Annotated in this window: 24 protein-coding genes; 12 read left to right on the top strand and 12 right to left on the bottom strand. The window is 70.9% G+C overall.

Translation table 11 applies throughout. The features are described from left to right. Positions 1-18 precede the first annotated feature (18 nt). From ACZ1DY_RS18515 to ACZ1DY_RS18480, 8 genes are all read right to left on the bottom strand, one after another. Complete coding sequence (locus ACZ1DY_RS18515) at positions 19-318, bottom strand: hypothetical protein (protein WP_465485090.1); 300 nt, start codon at positions 316-318, stop codon at positions 19-21. Next, positions 311-664, bottom strand: coding sequence for a DUF3253 domain-containing protein (locus ACZ1DY_RS18510; protein WP_465485089.1), 354 nt, complete (start codon positions 662-664; stop codon positions 311-313). Before ACZ1DY_RS18510 ends, ACZ1DY_RS18515 begins: the two co-directional genes overlap by 8 nt. 37 nt (positions 665-701) lie before the next feature. Next, a complete protein-coding gene (locus tag ACZ1DY_RS18505; RefSeq protein ID WP_465485088.1) occupies positions 702-929 on the bottom strand; it encodes a hypothetical protein in 228 nt (75 codons plus the stop codon). A gap of 213 nt (positions 930-1,142) precedes the next feature. Further along, the gene (locus ACZ1DY_RS18500) at positions 1,143-1,715 is read right to left on the bottom strand and encodes a hypothetical protein (protein ID WP_465485087.1); all 573 of its coding nucleotides are present in this window, start codon (positions 1,713-1,715) and stop codon (positions 1,143-1,145) included. Positions 1,716-1,766: 51 nt separating this feature from the next. After that, the gene (locus ACZ1DY_RS18495) at positions 1,767-2,708 is read right to left on the bottom strand and encodes a ribokinase (RefSeq protein ID WP_465485086.1); all 942 of its coding nucleotides are present in this window, start codon (positions 2,706-2,708) and stop codon (positions 1,767-1,769) included. Beyond that, positions 2,693-3,727, bottom strand: coding sequence for a phosphotriesterase family protein (locus ACZ1DY_RS18490; protein WP_465485085.1), 1,035 nt, complete (start codon positions 3,725-3,727; stop codon positions 2,693-2,695). The genes ACZ1DY_RS18495 and ACZ1DY_RS18490 overlap by 16 nt, the downstream gene beginning before the upstream one ends. Beyond that, positions 3,720-4,715, bottom strand: coding sequence for a DMT family transporter (locus tag ACZ1DY_RS18485; protein WP_257487437.1), 996 nt, complete (start codon positions 4,713-4,715; stop codon positions 3,720-3,722). Before ACZ1DY_RS18485 ends, ACZ1DY_RS18490 begins: the two co-directional genes overlap by 8 nt. A gap of 31 nt (positions 4,716-4,746) precedes the next feature. Beyond that, on the bottom strand, positions 4,747-5,499 hold the full coding sequence (locus ACZ1DY_RS18480; protein ID WP_465485084.1) for a glutamine amidotransferase: 753 nt from the start codon (positions 5,497-5,499) through the stop codon (positions 4,747-4,749). A 109-nt stretch (positions 5,500-5,608) separates the two neighbouring features. On the opposite strand from ACZ1DY_RS18480, the gene ACZ1DY_RS18475 reads away from it, so the two are divergent. Next, positions 5,609-6,598 (top strand): LacI family DNA-binding transcriptional regulator, encoded by a 990-nt coding sequence (locus tag ACZ1DY_RS18475; protein ID WP_257487439.1) that lies wholly within the window; start codon positions 5,609-5,611, stop codon positions 6,596-6,598. After that, positions 6,595-7,653: a M20 family metallopeptidase gene (locus ACZ1DY_RS18470; RefSeq protein ID WP_465485083.1), complete on the top strand. Its 1,059-nt coding sequence runs from the start codon at positions 6,595-6,597 to the stop codon at positions 7,651-7,653. The genes ACZ1DY_RS18475 and ACZ1DY_RS18470 overlap by 4 nt, the downstream gene beginning before the upstream one ends. Positions 7,654-7,662: 9 nt before the next feature. On the opposite strand, the gene ACZ1DY_RS18465 is transcribed toward ACZ1DY_RS18470, so the two are convergent. Continuing rightward, positions 7,663-8,238 carry a TetR/AcrR family transcriptional regulator gene (locus tag ACZ1DY_RS18465; RefSeq protein ID WP_465485082.1) on the bottom strand — a complete coding sequence of 192 codons (576 nt, stop codon included), beginning with the start codon at positions 8,236-8,238 and terminating at the stop codon, positions 7,663-7,665. Between the two features lie 41 nt (positions 8,239-8,279). Here ACZ1DY_RS18465 and ACZ1DY_RS18460 point away from each other — a divergent pair, with 41 nt between their 5' ends. The 7 genes from ACZ1DY_RS18460 to ACZ1DY_RS18430 all read left to right on the top strand — a co-directional run bounded on the left by ACZ1DY_RS18460 (position 8,280) and on the right by ACZ1DY_RS18430 (position 17,107). Then, entirely contained in the window at positions 8,280-9,215 is a 936-nt protein-coding gene (locus ACZ1DY_RS18460; protein ID WP_465485081.1) for an SDR family NAD(P)-dependent oxidoreductase, read from the top strand. 598 nt (positions 9,216-9,813) lie between these two features. Beyond that, positions 9,814-10,929 (top strand): FecCD family ABC transporter permease, encoded by a 1,116-nt coding sequence (locus ACZ1DY_RS18455; protein ID WP_257487443.1) that lies wholly within the window; start codon positions 9,814-9,816, stop codon positions 10,927-10,929. Then, complete coding sequence (locus ACZ1DY_RS18450; RefSeq protein WP_465485080.1) at positions 10,926-11,726, top strand: ABC transporter ATP-binding protein; 801 nt, start codon at positions 10,926-10,928, stop codon at positions 11,724-11,726. Before ACZ1DY_RS18455 ends, ACZ1DY_RS18450 begins: the two co-directional genes overlap by 4 nt. Next, entirely contained in the window at positions 11,719-12,717 is a 999-nt protein-coding gene (locus ACZ1DY_RS18445) for an ABC transporter substrate-binding protein (protein WP_465485079.1), read from the top strand. Before ACZ1DY_RS18450 ends, ACZ1DY_RS18445 begins: the two co-directional genes overlap by 8 nt. Further along, positions 12,714-14,372, top strand: a complete 1,659-nt coding sequence (locus tag ACZ1DY_RS18440; RefSeq protein ID WP_465485078.1) for an ABC transporter ATP-binding protein/permease — start codon at positions 12,714-12,716, stop codon at positions 14,370-14,372. The genes ACZ1DY_RS18445 and ACZ1DY_RS18440 overlap by 4 nt, the downstream gene beginning before the upstream one ends. Further along, the gene (locus ACZ1DY_RS18435) at positions 14,369-16,030 is read left to right on the top strand and encodes an ABC transporter ATP-binding protein (RefSeq protein ID WP_465485077.1); all 1,662 of its coding nucleotides are present in this window, start codon (positions 14,369-14,371) and stop codon (positions 16,028-16,030) included. The genes ACZ1DY_RS18440 and ACZ1DY_RS18435 overlap by 4 nt, the downstream gene beginning before the upstream one ends. A gap of 213 nt (positions 16,031-16,243) precedes the next feature. Then, positions 16,244-17,107 carry a hypothetical protein gene (locus ACZ1DY_RS18430; RefSeq protein ID WP_465485076.1) on the top strand — a complete coding sequence of 288 codons (864 nt, stop codon included), beginning with the start codon at positions 16,244-16,246 and terminating at the stop codon, positions 17,105-17,107. Between the two features lie 17 nt (positions 17,108-17,124). Here ACZ1DY_RS18430 and ACZ1DY_RS18425 read toward each other — a convergent pair whose 3' ends face one another. Together ACZ1DY_RS18425 and ACZ1DY_RS18420 are read right to left on the bottom strand one after the other, a co-directional pair. Further along, positions 17,125-17,340 carry a hypothetical protein gene (locus tag ACZ1DY_RS18425; RefSeq protein ID WP_126730977.1) on the bottom strand — a complete coding sequence of 72 codons (216 nt, stop codon included), beginning with the start codon at positions 17,338-17,340 and terminating at the stop codon, positions 17,125-17,127. A gap of 80 nt (positions 17,341-17,420) precedes the next feature. Beyond that, the gene (locus ACZ1DY_RS18420; protein WP_465485075.1) at positions 17,421-18,542 is read right to left on the bottom strand and encodes an NAD(P)/FAD-dependent oxidoreductase; all 1,122 of its coding nucleotides are present in this window, start codon (positions 18,540-18,542) and stop codon (positions 17,421-17,423) included. Between the two features lie 162 nt (positions 18,543-18,704). Here ACZ1DY_RS18420 and ACZ1DY_RS18415 point away from each other — a divergent pair, with 162 nt between their 5' ends. The 3 genes from ACZ1DY_RS18415 (at position 18,705) to ACZ1DY_RS18405 (ending at position 20,760) form a co-directional block, all read left to right on the top strand. Further along, the gene (locus tag ACZ1DY_RS18415) at positions 18,705-19,382 is read left to right on the top strand and encodes a sensor histidine kinase (RefSeq protein WP_465485074.1); all 678 of its coding nucleotides are present in this window, start codon (positions 18,705-18,707) and stop codon (positions 19,380-19,382) included. A gap of 3 nt (positions 19,383-19,385) precedes the next feature. Further along, complete coding sequence (locus tag ACZ1DY_RS18410) at positions 19,386-20,036, top strand: response regulator (protein WP_465485073.1); 651 nt, start codon at positions 19,386-19,388, stop codon at positions 20,034-20,036. Positions 20,037-20,136: 100 nt separating this feature from the next. Further along, entirely contained in the window at positions 20,137-20,760 is a 624-nt protein-coding gene (locus tag ACZ1DY_RS18405; RefSeq protein WP_126730972.1) for a helix-turn-helix transcriptional regulator, read from the top strand. Between the two features lie 6 nt (positions 20,761-20,766). On the opposite strand, the gene ACZ1DY_RS18400 is transcribed toward ACZ1DY_RS18405, so the two are convergent. Next, positions 20,767-22,086 (bottom strand): COG1470 family protein, encoded by a 1,320-nt coding sequence (locus ACZ1DY_RS18400; protein WP_465485072.1) that lies wholly within the window; start codon positions 22,084-22,086, stop codon positions 20,767-20,769. Positions 22,087-22,344: the final 258 nt, after the last annotated feature.

Here is a 22,344-nt window from a genome sequence, read left to right as displayed (position 1 = left end):
CGGCCGCCGTCCTGATCTTCAGCTCAAGAGGTCGAGGCCGCGCTGCCACCGCTGCCGACGCTCCGCGCGATCCTGCTCCCACCACGGAGTTCCACGCTCCCCCAAGGCGACCTTGGCGATGTGCACCCGCGCCCGGGCCTCCCGCTCGGCTTCGGGATCCTGAGCTCGCCGGGCCGCGCCGACGTCCCGGCGGGCCCGCATCAGCAGGCCGCGCAACCGGGCCGCCGTCTCCTCCGGTATCTCCGGATCGGTCGCGCGCCAGCGCCGGCCGCCGATCACGACGAAACGCCCGTCGGGGGTGCGGTCCGGCTCAGCCATCCGCGTCCCCGGCCAGCCGGATCCTGATGGGCCCCTCCCATTCCGCGTCCGGGTCGAGCGACCGGGTGCCCTGGGTCAACCGCACCTCCCCCGCCCGCGCGAGTTCGCGCGCCAGTTCCCGAGCCTGCGGCAGCAACGGACGCCACTCGTCCGCGAGCGCCCGGGCCGCGTCGGAAGGGCAGCAGCTGCCGCCTTTGCCTCGCGCGAACGCCAAGGCGAGGATCGCCGCCCGCAACCGATCGGGCACCGGCCCGGTACCCAGCGCCGTCCGGGCATGAACCGCGCCCGGCCCGGCGTTCTCCAGGATCCGCTCCAGTTCTCGTCGAGGCCCTGACCTGCTCGTCATACCGCCAGGATCGCACCGCCCCGCCGCGTCAGCCCGGTCAAGACCGGTCCGTGGCGCCGCGTTCGACGACTTCGGTGGCGCCTCGTTTGCTGAACGCCGCCCACAGGTTGAACCCCACCACCCCGACGCAGAGGGCCGCCCACAACCAGACGAAGCCGTTTCCGCGGCCGGTTCCGCTGACCAGAACGAACACCAGCACCGCCATCCCACCGACCGCTCCGAACACGGCGACCGGTTTGGAGGGTTTCACCTTGAACGACGCCACCCGGAGACTCCTCGCGTAGAACGAATTACGGCGAGACCGTGATGCCCCTGCCCGGTACCGCCTAAACACCTTTCGTCCGGCAGCTCGGACGCGAGGGACATCCAGCGCTGACGTGAGCCGAAGGGAGCCATGCCCGCATCTGACGCGACGGAGGGCGCCTTCACCGCACGACATGGGGCGAAGGACGCTTTCAGCCCACCGCGGGGGCCTGGGTCAGGCCCTGGTCCAGAGGGTGACGTCGCTGCTGGTCGCCACGACCAGCGTCGCCCCGGACGGCGAGAACCCGGCCGCCCGCAGTTCGGAGTGGCGCGAATGGAAGATATGCCACCAGGTCTCGCCGTGCGCCCCACCGGTGTACGGATTCCCGGTGGACAACAGCACCCGCTCGTGCGGCCAGTCCGGGCCTGCGACATGCACCGACCACCCCGTGGTGCCGGTGTGCAGGCCGCCGCCGTCCAGCCCGGCCATCGGCACGCGATGCCCCGCGATCGGCCCGATCCCTTGGCACGTCAAGTCGTTGCCCTCCGGCTGATCCGGATCGGGGTCGCGGACCAGCCGTTCACCGGTGACGGTGTCGAACAGCCCGAGCCCGTTCGTCGACTCCACCAACAGCAAGTCGCGGCCAGTGCCGGGGTCAGCGGCGAAACCGACACCGAGCAACCCGCCGACAGCGGCCACGTGGCGGTCGGCTGGACGCCACGGCGGGGGCGCCGCCACCGTCGGCGCGGCCAGGATCCTTGCCCGCAGGCCTCGTTGATAGCCGGTGAGCGAAAGTTGTTCCGCCATCCCGCGAGTATGCCGGAGGCCGGGCGCTGGATCAGCGCGTATTCACCCGGCTCACCGCCGGAATGCCGGCACCTCGGCCAAGAGCGGCAAAGAAGGGTGCGCTCCGTGCCGCGTCACGACGACAGCGGCCACCCGTGCCGCGAAACGGCAAGCCGCCACCACGTCCGCGGTCGCCGGCTCACCGGGAACTTCCGCGAGCCGGGCGGCGAGCGCTCCGACGAACGAATCGCCCGCGGCGGTGGTGTCCACGGCCCGTACCGGGACGGCCGGGACGCGCGTGGACGACGACGCGTCGAGGACGGCACATCCTTCGGCGCCCAGCGTCACGATCACCCACCGGCATCCCGCGGCGAACAGACCGGCACCGCCGCGCCGCAAACCGTCGTCGTCGAACGGATCCTGACCGGTGAGCTGACGGAACTCGATTTCGTTCGACACCACGACATCGCTCAGTGGCACCAGTTTCCCGGCGACGTCGTCGGCGGGCGCGGTGTTGAGCACGGTCAGCACGCCCCGTGAGCGAGCGGCCGCGAAAGCGCGTTCCGTCGCTTCGGGTGCCGCCTCCAACTGGCCCGCGACGACCCGAAGCCCCGGCAGTTCGAAGATCGCCGCTTCGGCCGCCTCCGCTGGGATGTCGCCATTCGCCCCGGACACGACGACGATCGAGTTGACGCCCTCCGCGTCGACGGTGATCGCCGCCCGGCCGGTGGGCAACGCGGACCTGTGCACGTGGGTCACGTCGGCACCTTCGGCGCGCAGTGCTGCCAGGTACTCGTCGCCGTCCTCGTCCTTGCCGACGCACCCGATCACGGCCACTTCCGCGCCGAGCCGGGCGGCGGCGACCGCTTGGTTGCCGCCTTTACCGCCCAGCTCCCGGCTCGCCGAAAATCCCATCAGGGTCTCCCCCGGCTCCGGGATGCGCGGCGCCTGGACGATGTGATCGACGTTGAGCGACGCGACCACCGCGATCGCGCGGCTCATGCGGTCAGCCATCGGGCGGGGACGTCCCGCATCAGCCGGGCGACGGCTTCGGCCGCGATTCCTTCTGCTACGAGCAGATCGGCGAAGATCGTCGGCACGAACACGAGCCCGTTCCCGCCGTTGCGCGTCCACATCTGCTTCAGGAACAGGTCGTGCGACAGCATGATCTGGTCACCGAAGCCCTCGTTCACCCACCGGGCCACGGCGCGAGCGGTCTGGGAAACCGTCGGGGCGACGCCTTCGCCCGGGAACGCGATGTCGAGGCCGATCATGTCGAACTCCAGCAGCACACCGCGTTCGAGAAGACCCCGCTGATATCCCGGGTCTTCGCCGGACGGATCGCTGTGCGCCAGCGCCACTTTTCCCGGAAGCGCACCGCATTCGTCCAGCACGAGGTCGAGCACTTCGTGCCCGCGACGCTGCCAGCCCGGCATGTGGATGTTCAGCCCCACGGTCGGCCGCGCCGCCTGCGCGAGCGCGGCGGCCCGCAAGGAGGCCCGCTCCCCGTCGGTGAAAAGCGGCGAAACACCGACCTCGCCGATGACCCCGGCCCGGATCCCCGTCTCGCCGACACCCTCGTCCAGTTCGGCGAGGATGCGCTCGGTCTGCGCGTCGACGGCGACCGCGGTGATGCGCTCCCCCTCGAACTTCTCCAGATACGCACCGGTGCCCATGACGATGGTGACCCCGGTGGCCTCGGCGACCGCCGCCAGGGCGAGCGGATCCCGGCCGATCGCCGCGCTTCCGGTCGCGTCGACCACCGTGCCGCCGCCCGCCGCGGCGAACGCGGTCACCTCGCGCACGACGCTCGCCCGGTCCTTCGCCGCCACGTTGTCGGCGCAGCAGTAGGGATCCTGACGGAGGAGGAACTGCCAGCCCGGCCCCACTTCCGCCTCGGCGAGCCGCCGCGTGGAGGCATAGGCGGGCTCGGCGACCGCGGAGGACAGATCGTTGAAGAGGTGCTCGTGCGGCAGCACCAGCCCGAGATCCGCCGCGTCGACCGCGCCGAGGACACCGCGCACCTCAGCCACGGCGCACCTCGGCGGGCTGGGCGAGGACCACCGGTTCGGCCGTGTGCCGGGACGGGATCATCGCGATCGCCGCGGCCGCCAGCGCCACGACCGCGCCGATGACGGTGACCAGGTGCAGGCTGGAACCCGCCGCGGGAGCGACGACTTCGAGCAGCAGCGACCCGATGAGCTGACCGGCCGTGGAGGCCAGCCCCAGCAACAGGAGCCCGAGACCACGCACCAGCAAGGCCATCAACGCGATCGACAGGAGGCCGAGCGGCCCGCCGAAGTACATCCACCAGGTGCCCGGCAACGCGAAATGCGCGCCCGAGACCACCATGCGCACCACGTACACGAGACCGAGCGCCGCGAAGCCGATGAGGAAGTTCCAGGTGATGGAAACGAACATCGAGCCGGACAGCAGGCCGACCTCGGAGTTGCCCGCGGGCTGCCAGCCGGCGAGCAGGCCGCCGACGAACGGCATGATCGCCAGCGCGATCATGTGCGGGGCCGACCAGTTCGGGGACACCACCAGCACCGTGGCGCAGATGGCGAGGATCGCCCCTGCCACGCGCGGCGCGCTCATCGCCTGCTTGAACGGGACGCCGATGCCCAGGCGGTCGCACACCACGCCGGAGATGACCATGCCGGAGATCAGCGAAGTCTGGAAGATCGCGACTCCGAGGAAACCCACCGTGACACCTTCGGAAAGCACGATCACCGCACCGCACAGGCCGGCGAAGAAGTTCCACCGCGGGATCTCGCCGCGCACCAGCTGACCGGGCAGCCGGAAGAACGCGTCGCGTGTCCGGGCGCGCGCCAGCACGATGATCAGCATCAGCACCAGGCCGGTGCCGAAGGACACCAGCGCGGCGGCGTGCCCGTCGGCGAGCGCGGTGCCGAGATGCCCGTTGACGAGTGACTGCAACGGGCCGAGCATTCCGGCGAAGACGGTCGCGATCGTCAGGACGACGACCGAGGCCGCGCGGCCGGTGGGTGACGTACTCATCGAATCCTCCTTGATCCCGAGTGCGCGCGGCTCAGAGTTCGCGGCCGGCGAGCCAGGTCATCGCCTGCGCGAAGAGTTTGCGGTAGCCGTCCCAGTCCATGAACTCCTCCGGAGCCCAGTGCGGGGAGATGTCCGAGGTGAACGCGAGCGTGCGACCGCGGCCGACCTGACGCGTGGCCAGCATGACGTCGCCTTCGACGGTGGCGAGCAGCTCCGCGTCGGGCTTCAGCGTGGTGTGCTGGTAGCCCAGGAGGATCGGCCACTCCTGGTCGAGACCGGCGACCACGGGGTGGTCGGCCCGCACGACGCGGGCACGGACGCCCTCGGGCGTCTCGACGCGGTCGTCGTACGGGTCGATGTCGACCGGCAGGATCTCCTCGATCGGGGTCCGGTGGTAGTTGGCCTTGCCCTCGAAGCCCTGGAAGCTCAGGTAGCCGCCGGCCATCATCAGGCCGCCGCCGTTCGTGACCCACTCGCGCAGCAGCTTGAGCCGGTTGGGGGTCGGACGGCCGCGGGTGAAGGTGTCCGGATGCAGCAGCAGCGTGTTGGAGCCGACGTCGGAGAGCAGGACGACGTCGTAGGCGCCGAGTTCCTCCAGCGTCTGCGGGAACTTCTCGGCCACGTCGTGCGAACGCAGGTGAGTCACCTCGACCCCTTCCGCCGCCAGCGCCGCCAGCAGCCGCTCGCACCCGATCTCCACCTGCGTGTGCGCGAACGGGTCGTATCCCTTGTGGTCGATCGTCGCACTGACCCACGACTCCCCGGCTAGCAGGACCTTGACCATCGACGACTCCTTCGGGCGAAAGCGGTAGCGTTTGTTGCGCAACATAGCGCAACGCCGCCAATATAAGATGCGCTGCAGTCGCCGTCAACGCTCAACGGGGAGGAGCCGGATGTCGCTGGCGAAGGTGGCCCGAGAGGCCGGAGTGGCCGTGTCGACCGTGTCGAGGTACGTCAAGGGAGAGCTCAACGTCGCCTCCGAGACGGCCCGGCGCATCGACGCCGCACTGTCGGCCCAAGGGCATCCGCCCGTGCAGAAACAGGTGACCGGCCTCAGCCTCGGCCTGGTGGTCCCGTCGCTGGACAATCCGTACTTCTCCACGCTGGCGGACGCGGTGGTCGACGCCGCCGCGGCCGACGGCATCGACGTGCTCACCACGCTCACCGGCTCGTCGCCGTTGCGGGAGCGCGCCGCCGTCGAGCGCCTGATGCGGGTGCCGGACGTGGGCGGGCTGGTCTACCTGGGGATGCACAACACCAACGAAGCCTTCGCGAGCCGGCTGGCAGGCGACTTCCCGGTCGTCTTCCTCGACGAGTACGTCGAAGCCACCGGGCCGCGGATCGCGCACGTCACGGCGAACGGTTTCGGCGGCGCCTACCAGGCGACCACCCACCTGATCTCCCTGGGCCACCGGCGGATCGCCCATGTCGGCGGGCCGGCCGGGCTGCGCACGGCCGACCAGCGCGAGGCCGGCTACCGGGCGGCCATGAAGACCCACGGGGTCGAGGTGGACGAGTCGATGATCGTGCGCGGCGCCTTCAGCTCGGCGTTCGGCATGAACTTCTTCGCGCATATGGCACGGGCCGGCGCGGAGCCGACGGCCGTGTTCACCGCCAGCGACATCGCCGCGGTCGGCCTGCTCGAAGCGGCCCGCCGCGCCGGGGTGTCGGTGCCTGGAGACCTTTCGGTGATCGGCTGCGACGGGATCACCCTCGGTGAATGGACGTCGCCGCGGCTGACCACCGTCGCGCAGCCGACCGAGCAGATGGCCCGCAAGGCGGTCGACGAGATCACCCGGCTCGCGGCCGGCCGCGTCCCCGCCGACCACGTGCTCTCCATGCAGCTCGTCGTCCGCGAATCGACCCAGGAGTACCCCGCATGACCGACGAAGCCCTCGCGTTCCTGCGCGACCTGGTGCGCCACGACACCACCTCCGGCGACAGCGCCGCGCAGGCCGCCGCGCAGGAGCTGGCCGTCTCCTACGCCACCGCCACCGCGGGCGTCCGCGTGCTGCGACGCTCCACCACCGGGCGACCATGGGTGCTGCTCGGCAGCCATTCCGGCGACGGAGCGCTGTTCGTGTGCCATATCGACACCGTCCCCGTCGGCTCCCCCGCGCTGTGGGAACGCGCGCCTTTCTCCGCGGACGTCGACGAGGAGTTCCTGCACGGCCGCGGCAGCGTCGACATGAAGGGCGGGCTGGTCGCCGCACTGGCCGCGTTGCGCAACGCCGCGGAAGCCGGTGCCGGCGCGCAGGTCCTCATCACCAGTGACGAAGAGATCGGGTGCCTCGGCGCGACCGAGGCTTCGGCCTCGCTGGACTTGACGCCGCGGATCGTGGTGGTTCCGGAAGCGACCCGGAACCGCGTCTCACTCGGACACCGCGGCGCCACCTGGCTGCGGCTCACCGCGGAAGGGAAAGCGGCCCACGGCTCCACGCCCCAGCTCGGCCGCAACGCGATCCGGTTGCTCGCCGACCGCGCTCTCGGCGCGCTCGATTCCCTCCCGCTGGCCGCCGACGACTATCTGGGCGGGGAAACCGTCAACGTCGGCACCTTCGAGGGCGGGACCGCGACGAACATCGTGCCCGCGTCGGCCGTTCTGACGCTCGATGTGCGCACTGTGGACGGTGGGGCACCGGCGGCCGCCTGGGCTTCGTCGCTCGATCCGGCCATCACCGCGGAGGTGGATCTCGATCTGCCCGCCGTCCGGACCGCGCGCCTGCCCGAGCTGCTCGCCGGCCGGACCACCGCACCCGCCGCCACCTATTTCACCGATGCGTCGGCCTTGGCCGGATCGGTGGCCGGAGCCCCGATCGTGATCTGGGGGCCGGGAGATCCCCGGCAGATGCACGCGGCCAACGAAAAGCTGGAACTGGAATCCTGGCGGCAGGCTTCGCGCGACTATCTGCGGCTGGCGTTGTCCGCCGCGGGCTGACCGGTTCGGTCACCCGTGCCGGATCCCGTCGATCAGCATGCGCACGAGTTGCTCCACGCTGACCTGCCACGTGTCCTTCGCCAGATGACCGCTGAGTTCCAGTCCCGCGATGCCGTGCGCACTCGACATCAGCAGCGCGCCGTACCGAGGCGCGTCGGATTCGCCGACCATGTCCGCCACCAGTGCCAGGAACACACCCTCGAGACGGCCCGCGGCCTCCCGGGCGGCGGGGGTGCCGGCCGGAGTGCTGAACATCAGCGCATACCGGTGCGGCCACCGGCGTGCGACGCCGATCAACGCCAGGATGGCTCGCTCCAGCCGGATGTCCGAAGTGGACTCGACGGTCGCGCGAAGGTGCTCGACGTCGTCCGCCAGGGAATTCCACGCATTGATGGCGAGCTGAGCCAGCAGATGCTCTTTGTTCTCGAAGTGCCCGTAGGGCGCGCCTCGTGAGACTCCGGCCCGGGCTCCGACCGCCCGCAGGGTCACGGCGTCGGGGCCGCCCTGATCGAGCAGTTCGGAAGCCGCGCGGACGAGGGCTTGCCGCGTGGCCTCGGCGGTCTCGGTGCGGGTCACGCCGGCCATTCTAGTTGACAGTGTCATCCGAACTGGGCAGGCTCGTTCATATGACACTGTCACATGAGGCGCCCGACCTGACGGGCCGCACCATCGTCGTCACCGGGACGACCTCCGGACTCGGCCTCGCCCTCTCCGGCGCGCTGGCGGCGGCAGGCGCCCGGGTCCTGATGACCGTTCGCGACACCGCCCGCGGAGCGGCGGCCCTCGACCAGGTGCGAGCCGGGATCGACGGCCCGGGTTCGGCCGAACTCGTCCTGCTCGACCTGGCCGACCTCTCCTCGGTACGGGCCGCCGCCGCGGAGCTCCGGGAACGCACCGGGGACCGGGTCGACGTGCTGATCAACAACGCCGCGGTATCGCTGGGGCCGCCCAGCCGGACCCGGGACGGGTTCGAGCTGCAGATCGGGACCAACCACCTCGGTCCGGCCGCGCTGACCTGGCTGCTGATGCCCGCGCTGCGGGCGGCCGGAGACCACGGGCGACCCGCCAGGGTCGTGACGACGTCCAGCCTCGGCCACCGCACCGGCGGACTCGACCTCACCGACCTGCATTGGGAACGCCGGCGCTACTCGCCGACCCGCGCCTACGGAGCCTCGAAGCTCGCGAACCTCCTGTTCGCCGCGGAGCTCGATCGACGGCTTCGCGCCTCCGGCGACCCGGTGCTGTCGATCGCCGCCCACCCGGGACTGACGACGTCGCAGCTGCTGACCAACGCCCTGGCCCGCGGGAGCACGTGGAGGTCCCGCCTTCTGGTGCTACCGGACCGCTACCTCTCACAACCGGTCGCCACCGGGATCGCGCCCCAGCTCGTCGCCGCCACCGGACCGGTCGAGGGCGGCGCCTACCTTGGCCCGACGGGACCGTTGGAGATCCGCGGACCGGCAGGTCCGGCGCGCCGCTCGGCGGCCGCCGAAGACCGGGAGCTCGCGGCCAAGCTGTGGCAGATCACGAGCGCCGCCACCGGGGTCACTCCCGACCCGTGATTTCGGCCGTCGCCGCGGTACCGGCGTCGCCCGGATCCCGCAAGCATCGGCACAACGCGGAAAGCGCGGCAGCCGCCCGTCGCCGAAATTCGGCACGGCCTGCGACCGAGGCGTGGACACACAGCCCGGCGCATGTTGGCCTGCGCCGACGATTTCAGGCCGCTTCGCCGACTGGGCCGCCGTGCCTGTAGTCCAAAAAGGACGATCCTCGGGGACAACGTCGCGAAAGTGGCTTTCGCGACACCCCTCGCCACCAGCGGCCCACCCCATGTCCCGAAAGCCACTTTCGGGACACCAGACGTCGCGAAAGTGGCTTTCGCGACACCCTCGCCACCAGCGTCTTGCGCCTTGCTCAGCGCGTTCGGACGACGACCGTCGATGCCGTGCGCAAAGCCCACTGGGCGGCGGGGGTACGTCATCAGCCGCGACCGTCTCGAAGTGCTCCACCGCTGCCGCCGCACGGCCTCCCCTCGAGGGCCGAGAACGGAAAGCGACCGTCAAGCTGTGATGATAATCATTACCGATTATCTGTTGATAACGATTATCGGGTGCAGTTAGGCTCCGGTGTCCTCCCACCACAGACCGATCGGCGTCCCCCATGGTTGTTCGTTCGCGGCCGTCCGCGTCGCCCTCGGGCGTTCGCGACCGGCAGGCGGCACTCGCCCGGTCCCGCCTCCTGCACCGCGGGACGGTCACGGTCCTCGCCGTCGCGATCCTCGTACTGCTGGTCGTCTCCGGTTCGGTGGGGACGGTCGAGGTCGGGCTCGCGGACGCGGGCCGGATCGTGATCGGTCATCTGGTGCCGGACGTGCCGTGGATGTCGGACGGCAGCCTGACCGTCTTGCAGGACCAGGCGGTATGGCAGTTCCGGCTCCCTCGCGCGCTGCTGGCGGGGCTCGCCGGGGCTGGGCTGGCGCTCGCCGGAGCGATCATGCAGGTGATCGTGCGCAACCCGCTCGCGGAGCCGTACCTGCTCGGCGTGTCGTCCGGGGCGGGGGTCGGCGCGGTTCTCGTGATCACCCTCGGTTCGGCCGCCGTGGGCGGGCTTCCCCTTGGCGCGGCGGCCTTCGCCGGGGCTTTGGTGGCCAGTGTGTGCGTCGCGCTGGTCGCCAGGCATCGCGGCATCCTGTCGCCGACCAGGATGATCCTGTCCGGTGTCGCGCTGGGTTCCCTGTTCAGCGCGATCACGAGCTATCTGACGCTGACCACCGAGGCACAGAACGTGTTCAGCGTCCTGTTCTTCTTGCTCGGCAGCGTTTCCGCCGCCTCGATGGCTTCCTTGGCCGTGCCGGCGGTGGCGTTCGCGGCCGCCTGTGTCGTCGTGGGACTGCGGACCAGGGCCATGAACGCGCTGCTGAGCGGCGACGAGTCCGCGACCGCGCTGGGAGTCGACGTGAACCGCCTCCGCGCCGTGCTTCTCGTGACCGCCGCCCTCCTGACGGGGTCGATCGTGTCGGTCAGCGGCGGCATCGGTTTCGTCGGTCTCGTGATCCCGCACGTGGCGCGGATCCTCGTCGGCTCGGACCATCGCCGGATGCTGCCGGTCGCGGTACTCGGCGGCGCCCTGTTCCTCATGGTCGCCGACCTGCTCTCGCGCACGGTCGCGGCGCCCGGCGAAATACCGATCGGGATCCTCACCGCGGTCGTGGGCGCGCCGTTCTTCCTGTGGCTGATGCGCCGGGACACGGCCACGCGGGCGGGGTTCGGCCGGTGAAGGTCCATTTCCACGAGGTCAGCGCCACGCTGGGCGGCGACCGGGTGCTGCGGGACGTGGACATCGAGGTCCGCTCCGGCCGTTTCCTCGGTCTGGTCGGCCCGAACGGCAGCGGCAAGTCGACCTTGTTGCGCACGCTCTACCGCGCCGTCGCGCCGTCGTCGGGCCGGGTGCTGCTGGGCGAGCACGACGTCTGGCGCACCGACCGGCGGACCGTCGCCAGGGCGGTGGCGGTGATGACTCAGGAGACGTCGTCCGAGTTCGACCTCACGGTCCTCGACGTCGTGCTCCTGGGCCGGGTGCCGTTCCAGCGCGGATTCGGCCGTGACACCGAAGCCGACCTCGACCTCGCCTGGGCCGCGCTCGACCGGGTCGGCGCCACCGACATCGCCGGACGGCCCATCGGACGGCTCTCGGGTGGACAGCGGCAGCGGGTGATGCTGGCCCGCGCGCTGGCGGCCGACTCCCCCGTCCTCGTCCTCGACGAACCGACCAACCATCTCGACATCGCCTTCCAGCTGGAACTCATGCGGATCGCGGCCGGGCTCGATCGCACCATCGTCGCCGCCCTGCACGACCTCAACCTCGCCGCCACCTACTGCGACGACATCGCCGTCCTCGACGCCGGCCGCGTCGTCGCCACCGGAACGCCGGACGAAGCGCTCACCCCACGCGTCGTGGAAGACGTGTTCGGTGTCGACGTCGACCAGCTCACCCATCCACGCGACGGCAGGCCGGTGCTGGTCTTCGGCCGTCGTTCACCACTCAGCACACCCGGGAAAGAGAATCATGCGTAAAACCCTGTCCCTTGCCGCGTTAGGTATCAGCATGTCGCTGGTCGCCGGTTGCGGCTCTTCGGTCACTCCGGCCGCGCCGTCGAACAACGCGAGCACGGCGGTCACCGTCTCCAACTGCGGCCGGGAGGTCACCGTCGGCGCCGCACCCCGCGCCGCGGTCGGGCTCAGCCCGTCGCAGACGGAACTGTTGCTGCGGCTGGGTCTCGCGGGCTCGCTCGTCGGACAGGCACAGACCGCCACCGCACCGCTCCCGGACGACGTGGCCGCCCAGGCCGCCGCCATCCCGGTGCTGAGCGAGTCGGGACCGCCGAGCCGGGAGAAGCTCCTTTCCGTGAAGCCGGACTTCGTCTTCTCCCCCACCACCTACGAATTCACCGCGGAGAAAGGCTTCGCCAGCCTGGAGCAGCTGCAGCAGGGCAACGTCGCCGCCTATGTCGCCGCGGGCGGCTGCGCCGAACGCCGGATGAACGGCACGGTCGAAGATCTCTTCACCGACCTGGAGAACCTCGGCAGGATCTTCGCCGTACCGGACAAGGCGAAGGCACTGGTCGATCAGGGCCGAACGGATCTGGCCGCCGTCGACAAGGCCATCGCGGGCCGCCCCCGCCCCACCGTCGCCCAGGTGTTCCTGGAGGGCACCACCGTCACCGCGATCGGCGCCGGCATCGAGTACGACATCATCCGCAGGGCGGGCGGCGACAACGTGTTCTCGCCGAAGGACCCGCAGTTCGCCAAGTTCTTCGCCGCGCAGATCACCCCCGAGGCGCTCGCCGCGAAGAATCCCGACGCGATCGTGTTCGCGGTCAACGGGCCCGCGCAGAAGCAGGCGAGCATCGACTACCTCACCCGCACCTTCCCCGCCATGACCGCCGTCCGCGAACAGCGCTTGATCGCGATCGACGCCGCCGACACCTATCCCGGCACCCTCGGGAACATCTCGGTGGTGCGGGAGATCGCGCAACGACTCCACGCGGACGCGTTCACCCGGTGATCCATCGCAGGCTCCTGCGCCTGGCGGGTGTCGTCCTCGCGCCCGTCCTGCTGCTCGCGCTGCTCTCGATACTCGTGTCGGCCTGCTATGTCGGCGGAGCCGTCCTGACGGCGTCCGTCCTCGCCGATCTCACCCGTGGCGGGGACTTCGCGGCGGTGGCACCCGCGTTCGCGGCCTTGTCCGGCGTCGTCGGGGTGCGCGCGATCCTGCTGTGGACGCGGGAGGTCGCCGCGGCCAGGTTCGGCATCGCCATCCGCACCCGGCTGCGCGGAGAGCTACTGCGCCGCATCGCCGCGCTGGGACCGGCCTGGACGCGGGGAGAGCGCGCGGGCGCGATCACGCACACGGTCGTCGACGGGGTCGAAGCCCTCGACGCCTACTACAGCCGCTATCTGCCGCAGCTGCTCGTGACCTGTCTGGTTCCTGCCGCCATCGCCGGGTGGTTGTTCACCGTGTCGGTCCCCGCCGCCGCGATCCTCGCGACGGCGGTCCTGTGCGCCGTGGCCGTCCCCCGTTTCTGGGATGCCCGGCTGCTCCGGACGGGCCGAACCCGGTGGAGCGCCTACGAAAGACTGGCCGCCGACTATCTGGAGGCGACCCAGTCGATCAGTGTCCTCCGGCTCTTCGGCGCGGGACGCCGGGCAGGCGAGGCACTCGCCCACCGCGGTGACCGCCTGCACCGCGTCACGATGGCCCAGCTGCGCGTGTCGCTGGTGGAAGCAGGAGTCAGCGCCCTGGCACTGCACCTCGGCCTCGCGGCCACGATCGTCGTCGCGTGCGCCGGGGTCGTCGGCGGTCAGGCCCCCGCCGCGTCGGTGTTCCTGTTCTTGTTGTGCGCCAGGGAATGTTTCCGCCCGGTACTCGACCTGTCCGCCCACTGGCACGTCGGTTACCAAGGGCTGGGCGCGGTCGAGGGCATCGACGAGATCATGACGGCGCGGCCGCGGGTCGCCGACACCGGCACGCGCACCGAACCCGCTCGGCACGGGGCCCGGCTGCGGCTGCGGGACGTCGGATACCGGTACCCGAACGGCGCGGGCGTTTCCGGCATCGGCTTCGACTGCGCGCCGGGGAGCACGACCGGGATCGTGGGCCCGTCGGGTGCCGGGAAGAGCACGATCGCCCGGCTGCTCGTCCGCGAGGCCGACCCGCAGCAAGGGACGATCGAACTCGACGGAACCCCGATCACCGGGTACACGCTCGCCGCGCTTCGCGCGAGCATCGGCGTCGTCGGCCAGCACACCTATCTTTTCCATGGCACCGTGGAAGAGAACCTCCGGCTCGCCCGGCCCGGCGCCACGCACGACGAGATCCGCACCGCCGCCCACGTCGCGGACGCGATCGAGTTCGTCGAGGCACTCCCCCAAGGCTTCTCGACGGTCCTCACCGAGAACGGGACCCAGCTGTCCGGCGGCCAGCGGCAACGCCTCGCCATCGCCAGGGCGGTGCTCGCCGCGCCTCCGGTGCTGCTGCTCGACGAAGCGACCTCGGCACTGGACATCGACACCGAGAGACGCGTCCTCACCCGGCTCGCGGAGCAGTGCGCCGGCACCACCCGGATCGTGATCGCCCACCGCGAGACCGCCCTGCGTGACGCCGGCGCGATCGTCACGATCGAGTCCGGCCGCGTCACCGGGCAGGCGGTCCACTCGTGAGCGGGCCGCTCCGGCGGCTTCTGCCGGTCATCGGCGAACAGAGGGCCACCTTCGTCTGGACGGTCGTGAGCAACGCGGCCGTCCAGCTCGGCGCGCTGACGACGACCGTGCTCGGCACTTGGCTGGCCGGGCGGGCCGCGGCGACCGGCACCGCGCCATTGGCCGTCGTCGCGACCGTCCTGTGCGGGCTGGCCGTGGTGACCGCGGCGATGACCTGGCGCGAGTCCTGGGTCTCCCACGATCTGGCCTACCGGCTGATCGGCACCTTGCGTGCCAGGGTGTTCAACCGGCTGCGCGTGAGCCTGCCCGACCGCCGGAAGCCCCGCAGGAGCGGCGATCTCGTATCCGTCGCCTTCGCCGACATCGACCGTCTCGAATGGCTCTACGCCCACACCGCGGCCCAAGCACTCACCTCGGCCATGATGCTCGCCGCCACCGCGACCCTGTCGCTCATGGTCACGCCGTGGCTGCTGCTGGCGTGGGTACCGTTCGTCGCCGTGACCGCGGCGCTGCCGTGGCTGTCCGGCCGGGCGGGAACCCGGCAGGGCACCGAACTCACCGAAGCCGCCGCGACCCTCAACGCCGAACTCGTCGACACCGTCCGCGGACTCGGTGAACTCAGCAGTGCGGGCGCCCTGGACCGCCGCACCGCCGCGCTGGCGGAACGGACACGTGCGCTGACCTCCGTGCAAACGAGGATCGGCTCCCGGATCGGCGGGGAACGCGCCGTCACGGACGCGGCTCTGGCGCTCGGCGCGCTCGGCGCGCTCGCGGTCTGCGCGGCGAATCTCGACACGATCGACCGCGCGCTCGCACCGGTCGCCATGGTGCTGGCCACCGCGGCGCTCGGCCCGATCGCGCAGATTTCGGACCTGCTGCGCAACGTCGGCACGTTGCGCGCCGCCGGTACCAGGATCACCGGAATCCTCGACCGGGCACCGGCGGTCCACGAACCCCGCGTACCCCGGCCGTTGCCGCCCCGCGAGCGCGCGACCGGACTCGTCTTCGATCGCGTGTCCTTCGGTTACCGCGACGACGCTCCACCGGTCCTGAGCGACGTGTCGTTCACCGTCCGCCCCGGCGAACGAGTCGGCCTCACCGGGCCGTCCGGCGCGGGCAAGACCACGTGCGCGCTGCTCGCGACCCGGATGTGGGACCCCGACGCCGGCCACCTCACCCTGGACGGCGTCGACCTCACCGAGCTGTCCGACGACGACCTCCGCCGCGCGATCAGCGCCGTTCCCCAGGAACCAGGCCTGCTCACCGGGACGATCGCCACCAACATCCGGCTCGGAAAGCCCGAAGCCGGCGACGCCGAAGTCGAACGGGCCGCGCGGCGGGCGGGGATCCTCGACCCGGGAGCCGGATTCCCCGCCGGACTCGCCACCACCGTCGGTGAATCCGGCGCCGGACTGTCCGGTGGCCAGCGAGCACGAGTCGCCGTCGCCAGGGCGCTGCTGGTGAACCCCCGGATCCTCATCCTCGACGAGGCCACCGCCAACCTCGACCCCGAAGCCGACGAAGCCATCACCGCGGCACTCGCCTCGGCCGGGGACGACATCGGTGTCCTCGTCATCGCCCACCGCCCCGCCACCTTGGCCGGCTGTCACCGGGTGGTCGCCTTGCGAGAGGGTGGAGGCGAGGCGAACGTGTCGTGATCGCGGCCCTGACCACTGACGACCACCCGCACCGACCACCTCACCGCCGGCGCCCATGTCGCGAAAGCCACTTTCGCGACGCCTGATGTCCCGAAAGTGGCTTTCGCGACACGTTCGATCGGCGGAAGCCCGTGAAAGAGCGCGGCGGCCCCCTGCGCCACGTTTTCCTTACCCTCAATAATCTCGTTCGTGCTCGGTCGGGGGAGGGTTCCTGTGGCAGATTCAGGTCGGCGCGGCACCGGCTGGCTGAGCGTCTTCGCGATCGCGACCATCCTGCTCATCGGGTTGGTGGTGTTCTTCGGAGGCCCGGCGACCAGCGTCGCGGGGAAGGACGTCGGCTACGTCTCCGGTGACGAGGCGAATCTCCGGCGATGCCCGTCGGTCGACTGCGAGCCGACCGCGACATACCACCGGGACCAGCAGCTGATCATCGTCAAGGCCGATGTCACCGGTGGCGAGTCGCACGGGTCGCGGCGATGGCTGGAGGTCCAATACGGCGACGAAGTCCGTTACGTGCACTCGTACTTCGTCACCGAAAAGTCGGACTCGCGGGCAGCGTCGCTCGAACTCCTGGTTTCCGGAGGGGCCGCGCTGCTCGCCATCGCGATGGTCGGTCTCGCCGGCTGGCGACGGGGCCAGACCTGGGCGGCCATGAAGGAGAAAACGGCGAACACCCTGCTCGCCGCGGGTACTTTCGCGGCCGGGCTGATCGTCGGGATCGTCGCCTTCCTGGTCGCCGGTGCCGACGGCCAGTCCAGGGCGGCCTTCCTGTCGAGCGCGCTCGCCAACGTCGGTGCCGGGCTGGTCGGTGCGGCGGTGACCTTCGTTCTCTTCCAGGTCTTCCTCAGCCGCCGAGCGCCTTCACGAGAACAGGTGGTGGAACTGCGGGCGCACCTGTCCGAGCTGAGCCGCGCCATCGAAGGAACCCGTGTGGCGGCCGCACCACCGACCCCGCCCGCCCCGCCCGCCGAGGAACGGCGTGGCGGTTCCCGGATCCTGCGCTTCGCTCTTCTGGCGACGGCGGTCGCGTGGATCCTGCGGCGGACGCGAGGCTCCGGCAGCTCCTTCCGGCGCTGATCGGCTCGCACCCAGCGTCATCCCGTCGTCAGGGCCCGCTGCGACACACTGCCGGAATGCACCGGGGCGACGAACACACTGCGAGGCGGCGCCGGTCTCTCGTCGTCGGGCAGGTCGAGGGCCGCCAAGCCGTCCTGCCATCGCACCCAGTCCTGGACGCACAAACCCAGCCAGAACTCCACACCGTCACAGTCGCGGCGGCGGCAACGGTTTCTGCCGCTATCGATCGTCATGAACTCAAGGCACCCTCCTCCCCCCATTCGTCTCCACACAGTACTGCGACGACCTGGCCATCCGTTTCGCGACTCGCGCCTCACCGCGACGGGTCGTAAGGCGCCAGGTCGATCCCCGGATCGGCCTGACGGGCCAAGCGGGCCGCGATCGAACCGACGTACGGGCCCATCGTCAGCCCCGACGCGCCCAGACCGTTGGCCACGACCAGTCCGGCCACCTGCGGGACGGTGCCGAGGAGCGGGCGGATGTCTGGTCCGGCGGGGCGGAACCCGACCCGGGTCTCGACGTACGTCGCGTCGGCCAGCCCCGGCGCCACCGATAGCGCTTCGGCCAGTACTTCCGCCATCCCGGCGGCGGTGACCCGGTGATCGAAGCCGGTGCCGTCCTCGCGGGTCGCGCCGACCACGATCCGGGAATCGTCGAAGGCCAGGAGGTAGTGCCGCGACCGTGGCAGGATCACCGGCCAGTGCGCGGTTTCCACGCCCGGCAGCCGGAGATGGACGATCTGGCCGCGCTGCGGCTCGACCCGCACCTCGACACCGATCGGTTCGAGCAGATGCGGCGACCAGGCACCGGCCGCCGCGATCACCGCGTCCGCGCCGACGACCTCCCCGTCCACCCGCACTCCCCGAACCGCGCTGCCGGCGACCAGGGACGCCGTGCCGTCGACGATCCGTACGCCGTGCCGCACCGCCGCCCGGCGCATCGCGTCGCGGACCGACCGGCCGTCCAACCGCGCCGCGCCCGGGATGTGGATCGCCGGACCGTCGTGCGCGAGGGGCGGGAAGAACTCCCGCGCCCGGCGAGCTTCGATCAGCTCGACCTCACCGGCCTGCGGCGACTCCGCCGCGCGTCGCGTCACCCGCCGCAGTGCTTCCTCGGATTCGGCTTCGGTGACCAGGCTCAGCGAGCCGACCCGCCGGTAGCCGAGCTCGGTTTCGCCGTCCTCGGCCAGCGCCGGCCGCAGCTGTTCGTAGTACTCCGCGCCGGCCACGGCGATCCGGTACCAGTCCGGATCGTCCACTTGGGACGACCAGGGGCAGATGATGCCCGCACCCGCCGACGTCGCGCGGCCCGGCGCGGGCGAGTCCACCATGACCACGTCCACCCCGGCCCTGGCCAGTTCGTATCCGGCCGCGGCACCGACGATCCCGCCACCGACGACGACCACCCGCATCTTCTTCACTCCTTCTCGCCGCATCGACCAAGGCGAGGTAAGTATCGGGCCCAAACCGTTACCCGGCCCGGCGGCGGGCGGGGAAACGCCGGGGCGGCGTTCCGCGACTAGTACAGCGAGTGAGCAGAACGCTACGCGCGATCGAGACGCCGAGGCATCCAGGTCCTGCTGCCGGACGGGGAGAAAATGCGCCGGACATTCGTCGTCACCGACGTAGTCCGTCCTGCCGGGTACGAAGACCGGCTCAGGACGGTGCTCAACGATCTCCACGACGGCCTCGGGCCGACCCTCGCCGTCGCGGTGCTCGGGCTGCGCGCGGCCCGTGATCTGCTCGTCCGCGACCGGGCCGGGGCCGAGCGCCTCCTGGCCCGGCTCGAGGAGGAACTCCACGGCGCCATCACCGAATTGCGCCGTATCGTGACCGACGCGCGCCCGCCCGCGCTCGACGAGACGGGCCTCGTCACGGCCGTGCGCCGGTATGCCGGGCTGCTCGCCGACCGGGTACCCGCCGAACACGGCCCGCTGGCGGTGGCGGTCGAGGTCCGCGGTGAGCTGCCGCCGCTGTCGGCCGAGGTGGAGGTCACCGCGTACCGGATCATCCGCGAGGCGCTCGTGAACATCGCCCGCCACTCCGGTGCCCGGCAATGCTCGGTGCGCCTCTGGCCGCTGGACGGCGACCTGCGCGTGGAGATCGTCGACGACGGTGTCGGCCTCGGCGGCGAGGCGCTGCCCGCGGTCGGCGGGACCGGGCTGCGGTCGATGCGGGAACGCGCCGGCGACCTCGGCGGCGGCTGTGTGGTCGAGCCGGTGTCCTCGGGCGGTACCCGGATCGCCGCTTGGCTGCCCTTCGCCACCAAGGAGTGAGCGATGGTCCGGGAACTCCGTGTCCTCGTGGTGGACGACCATCCCGCCTTCCGGGCGGCCATCTGCGCGATCCTCGACGGTACCGACGGCATCGAGGTCGTCGGCCAGGCGCCGGACGGCCTCACCGCGGTCGCGGAGGCGGGCAGGGTGGCGCCCGACGTCGTCCTGATGGATCTGAACCTCCCGGACCTCGACGGCGTCGAGGCGACCCGCCGGATCGTGGCCGCCGCCCCGCACACCGGTGTGCTCATGCTGACCATGTTCGAGAACGAAGCCGCGGTGTTCGCCGCCATGCGCGCGGGGGCGCGGGGTTATCTGCTCAAGGGGGCGCGCAACGAACAGGTCGTCCGCGCGGTACGGGTCATCGGCGACGGCGAGGCGATCTTCAGCCCGGCGATCGCGACCCGCGTGCTATCGCTGCTGGGCACGGAATCCCCGCGCGACGAGTCCTTTCCGCAGCTGACCGCGCGCGAACGGGAGATTGTGCGGCTCATCGCGCAGGGCATGGGGAACGCCTCCATCGCCGACCGCCTCGTGCTCAGCCCGAAAACGGTGCGCAACCACGTGTCCCACATCTTCCGCAAGCTCCAGGTCACCGACCGGGCTCAGGCCATCGCCAAGATCCGGAAGGCGGGCGTCGCCCGATCGGAGTAGCGAAGCGGGACAAATCGGGACACCGGGTCCCTGTTCGCGGAACCCTCCCCGAACGATCCTTGAAGAGGACGAAACGCCGTTCGCGGGGAGGGGCTCATCCATGCTCGTCGACCAGATCCCGGTGCTGCTTCACGCCACCGACACCATCACGCACGCGGGTGTCACCGCCGCGCTGCGCTCACGCCCTGAGATCCGCTTCGCCGAAGACTCCGACGAGCCGGCCGTCGTCCTGGTCATCGTCGAGCGGCTGAACGAGGAGGCACGGCAGTTGCTGCGCAGCCTCCACTGCGCCGGACGCGCGGGAATCGTGCTGGTCGCCGGAGAGGTGGAGGACTCGGAGTTGCTGGACGTCGTGGGCAACGGCGTCTCCGCCATCATCCGCCGGGGTGACGCCACCCCCGACACGCTGGTGCGGCTGGTGAAGGCGGCGGCCGCCGGGGAAGGCGCGCTGCCGCCGGATCTGCTGGGCCGTCTGCTTTCCCGGGTGTCACGGTTGCAGCGGGACGTGCTGCAACCGAACGGCTGGGATCTGGCGGGGATGTCGCAGCGCGAGACCAAGGTGCTGCGGATGATCGCCGACGGGCTCGAGACGAAGGAGATCGCCGACCGGCTGAGCTATTCCGAGCGGACGGTGAAGTCGATCCTGCACGACATCACCAACCGTTTCCAGCTCCGCAACCGCGCTCACGCCGTCGCGTTCGCCTTGCGGGAGGGGCTGATCTGATCCGGTCTATTCGACCCGGCCGGAGAAGGAGACCGACGGCGTGCACCGGGCACCGCCTCCCGGTGCCTGGCAGCTGACGGCGAGCACGATCTTCTCCCCCGGGGCGAACCGCCAGGCCTGCAACCAGTGGTGGTCGAGGTCGCGGAAGTTCGCGAGGCCGACCTCCAGCAGGACGGTCTTGGTGCCGCCGGCGTCGCGCAACAGCCGCAAGGTTCCGTTGTCGCCACGCGGGTTCTGCAGGATCAGGTCCGTGACGACCAACGTTTTCGCGGCGTCCGGCAAGGTGTAGGGGAATTCGGCGAAGCGGTTGACGTTCGAGTCGACGGCCGCGTCCGCCGCCACCCGGAAGTCGGTCGGTGTCCCGGCGGCGTTGCCCGCCGGATTGGGGACGCCGTTCGACGGCCGGGGGCCGGGAGCCGCGCCGTCCACGGGCGGGGTCAGCCCGACGGCCTTCATCGCGTCTTCGGAGTTCTGCTTGGCCTGACCGGCGTCCTTCTTCGCCTCGCCGGCGGCGCCACCGGCCTCCTGCGCCGCCTTGATCACCTCCTGGTTCTGTTCCTGAGCGGCTTCACGAGCGGCCGATTTCACCGCGGGCCTCAGCACGGTGAACCACAGCGCCACCAACGCCAGCAACAACAGCAGCAACGCGGCCAGCGCGGGCAGCAGCCATTTCGGCAGCAGCTGCCGCTGCACCATGGTGCCTTCGGTCTTGAGCGGTTCGGCGTCGTCGGCGATGACGAACACCTGGAAACGATGCCGTACCGGCTGACCTCGCAGGAACCGTTTCCGCGGCCTGGCCCGGAGACGGACGAACGCGGCCGTGCCCGGTGCGAGGTCGGCCCGGTTCCGTTCGAGCTCGAAGTCGAGTTCGTCCTCGGGGTCGAGCGCGCTCAGTTCGACGGCGACCGGATGGTTCCCGCGGTTGTCGACGGCGACTTCGAAGTCGGCCTTGGAACCGGCCTCCACCTTCGCCGGAACGACCTCGGCGGTCACCTCGGTGAAGGCACCGAGCCGGAGGGTGCCCTCTTCGACCACCGACCCTGCCGGGTCCTCGCTCGAAAAAACCCTGACGCCGAAAGGAATCACGCCGGCCGGGACGTCGGAAGACCGCGGCGGCGCGAACCGGACGACGACCGTGCCCGCCTCCCCCGGCATCAGGTTCACCGTCGCCGGTTCCGCGGTGGCCCAGGCGCCCGGGTCGCCGACCACCTCGATCGCGAACTGATCGACCACCCGTCCGGCATTGCGAACGGTCACCGAGCAGCTGATCTCCTGGCCCGGTTCCGCGACCAGGCCGGCCTCCGACAGCGTCGCCGTTGCTCCCATACCCGGAAGTCTGCGCGTCCGGCGCTCCCACCGGCACCAGCGGACGGGTGTGCGGCCGTGCGCCGGTCGTTGCCCATAGGGGCAGTGCCCTCCTCGGCCTGGTGGCGGGATCTCCGTTGCCGGTCTGGCCGGTGTGCGGAGTGGCTGACATGTCGCGAAAGCCACTTTCGGGACGTCTGACGTCTCGAAAGTGGCTTTCGCGACATGTCAGGACGGGTCAGGAGAAGATCAACCGTGCCGTGTTCGCGGGCAGGGCCG

Source organism: Amycolatopsis sp. PSD-21 (genome assembly GCF_055561455.1).
The sequence above is the reverse complement of the archived record's forward strand: the minus strand, read 5'-3'. Positions and strand labels throughout refer to the sequence as shown.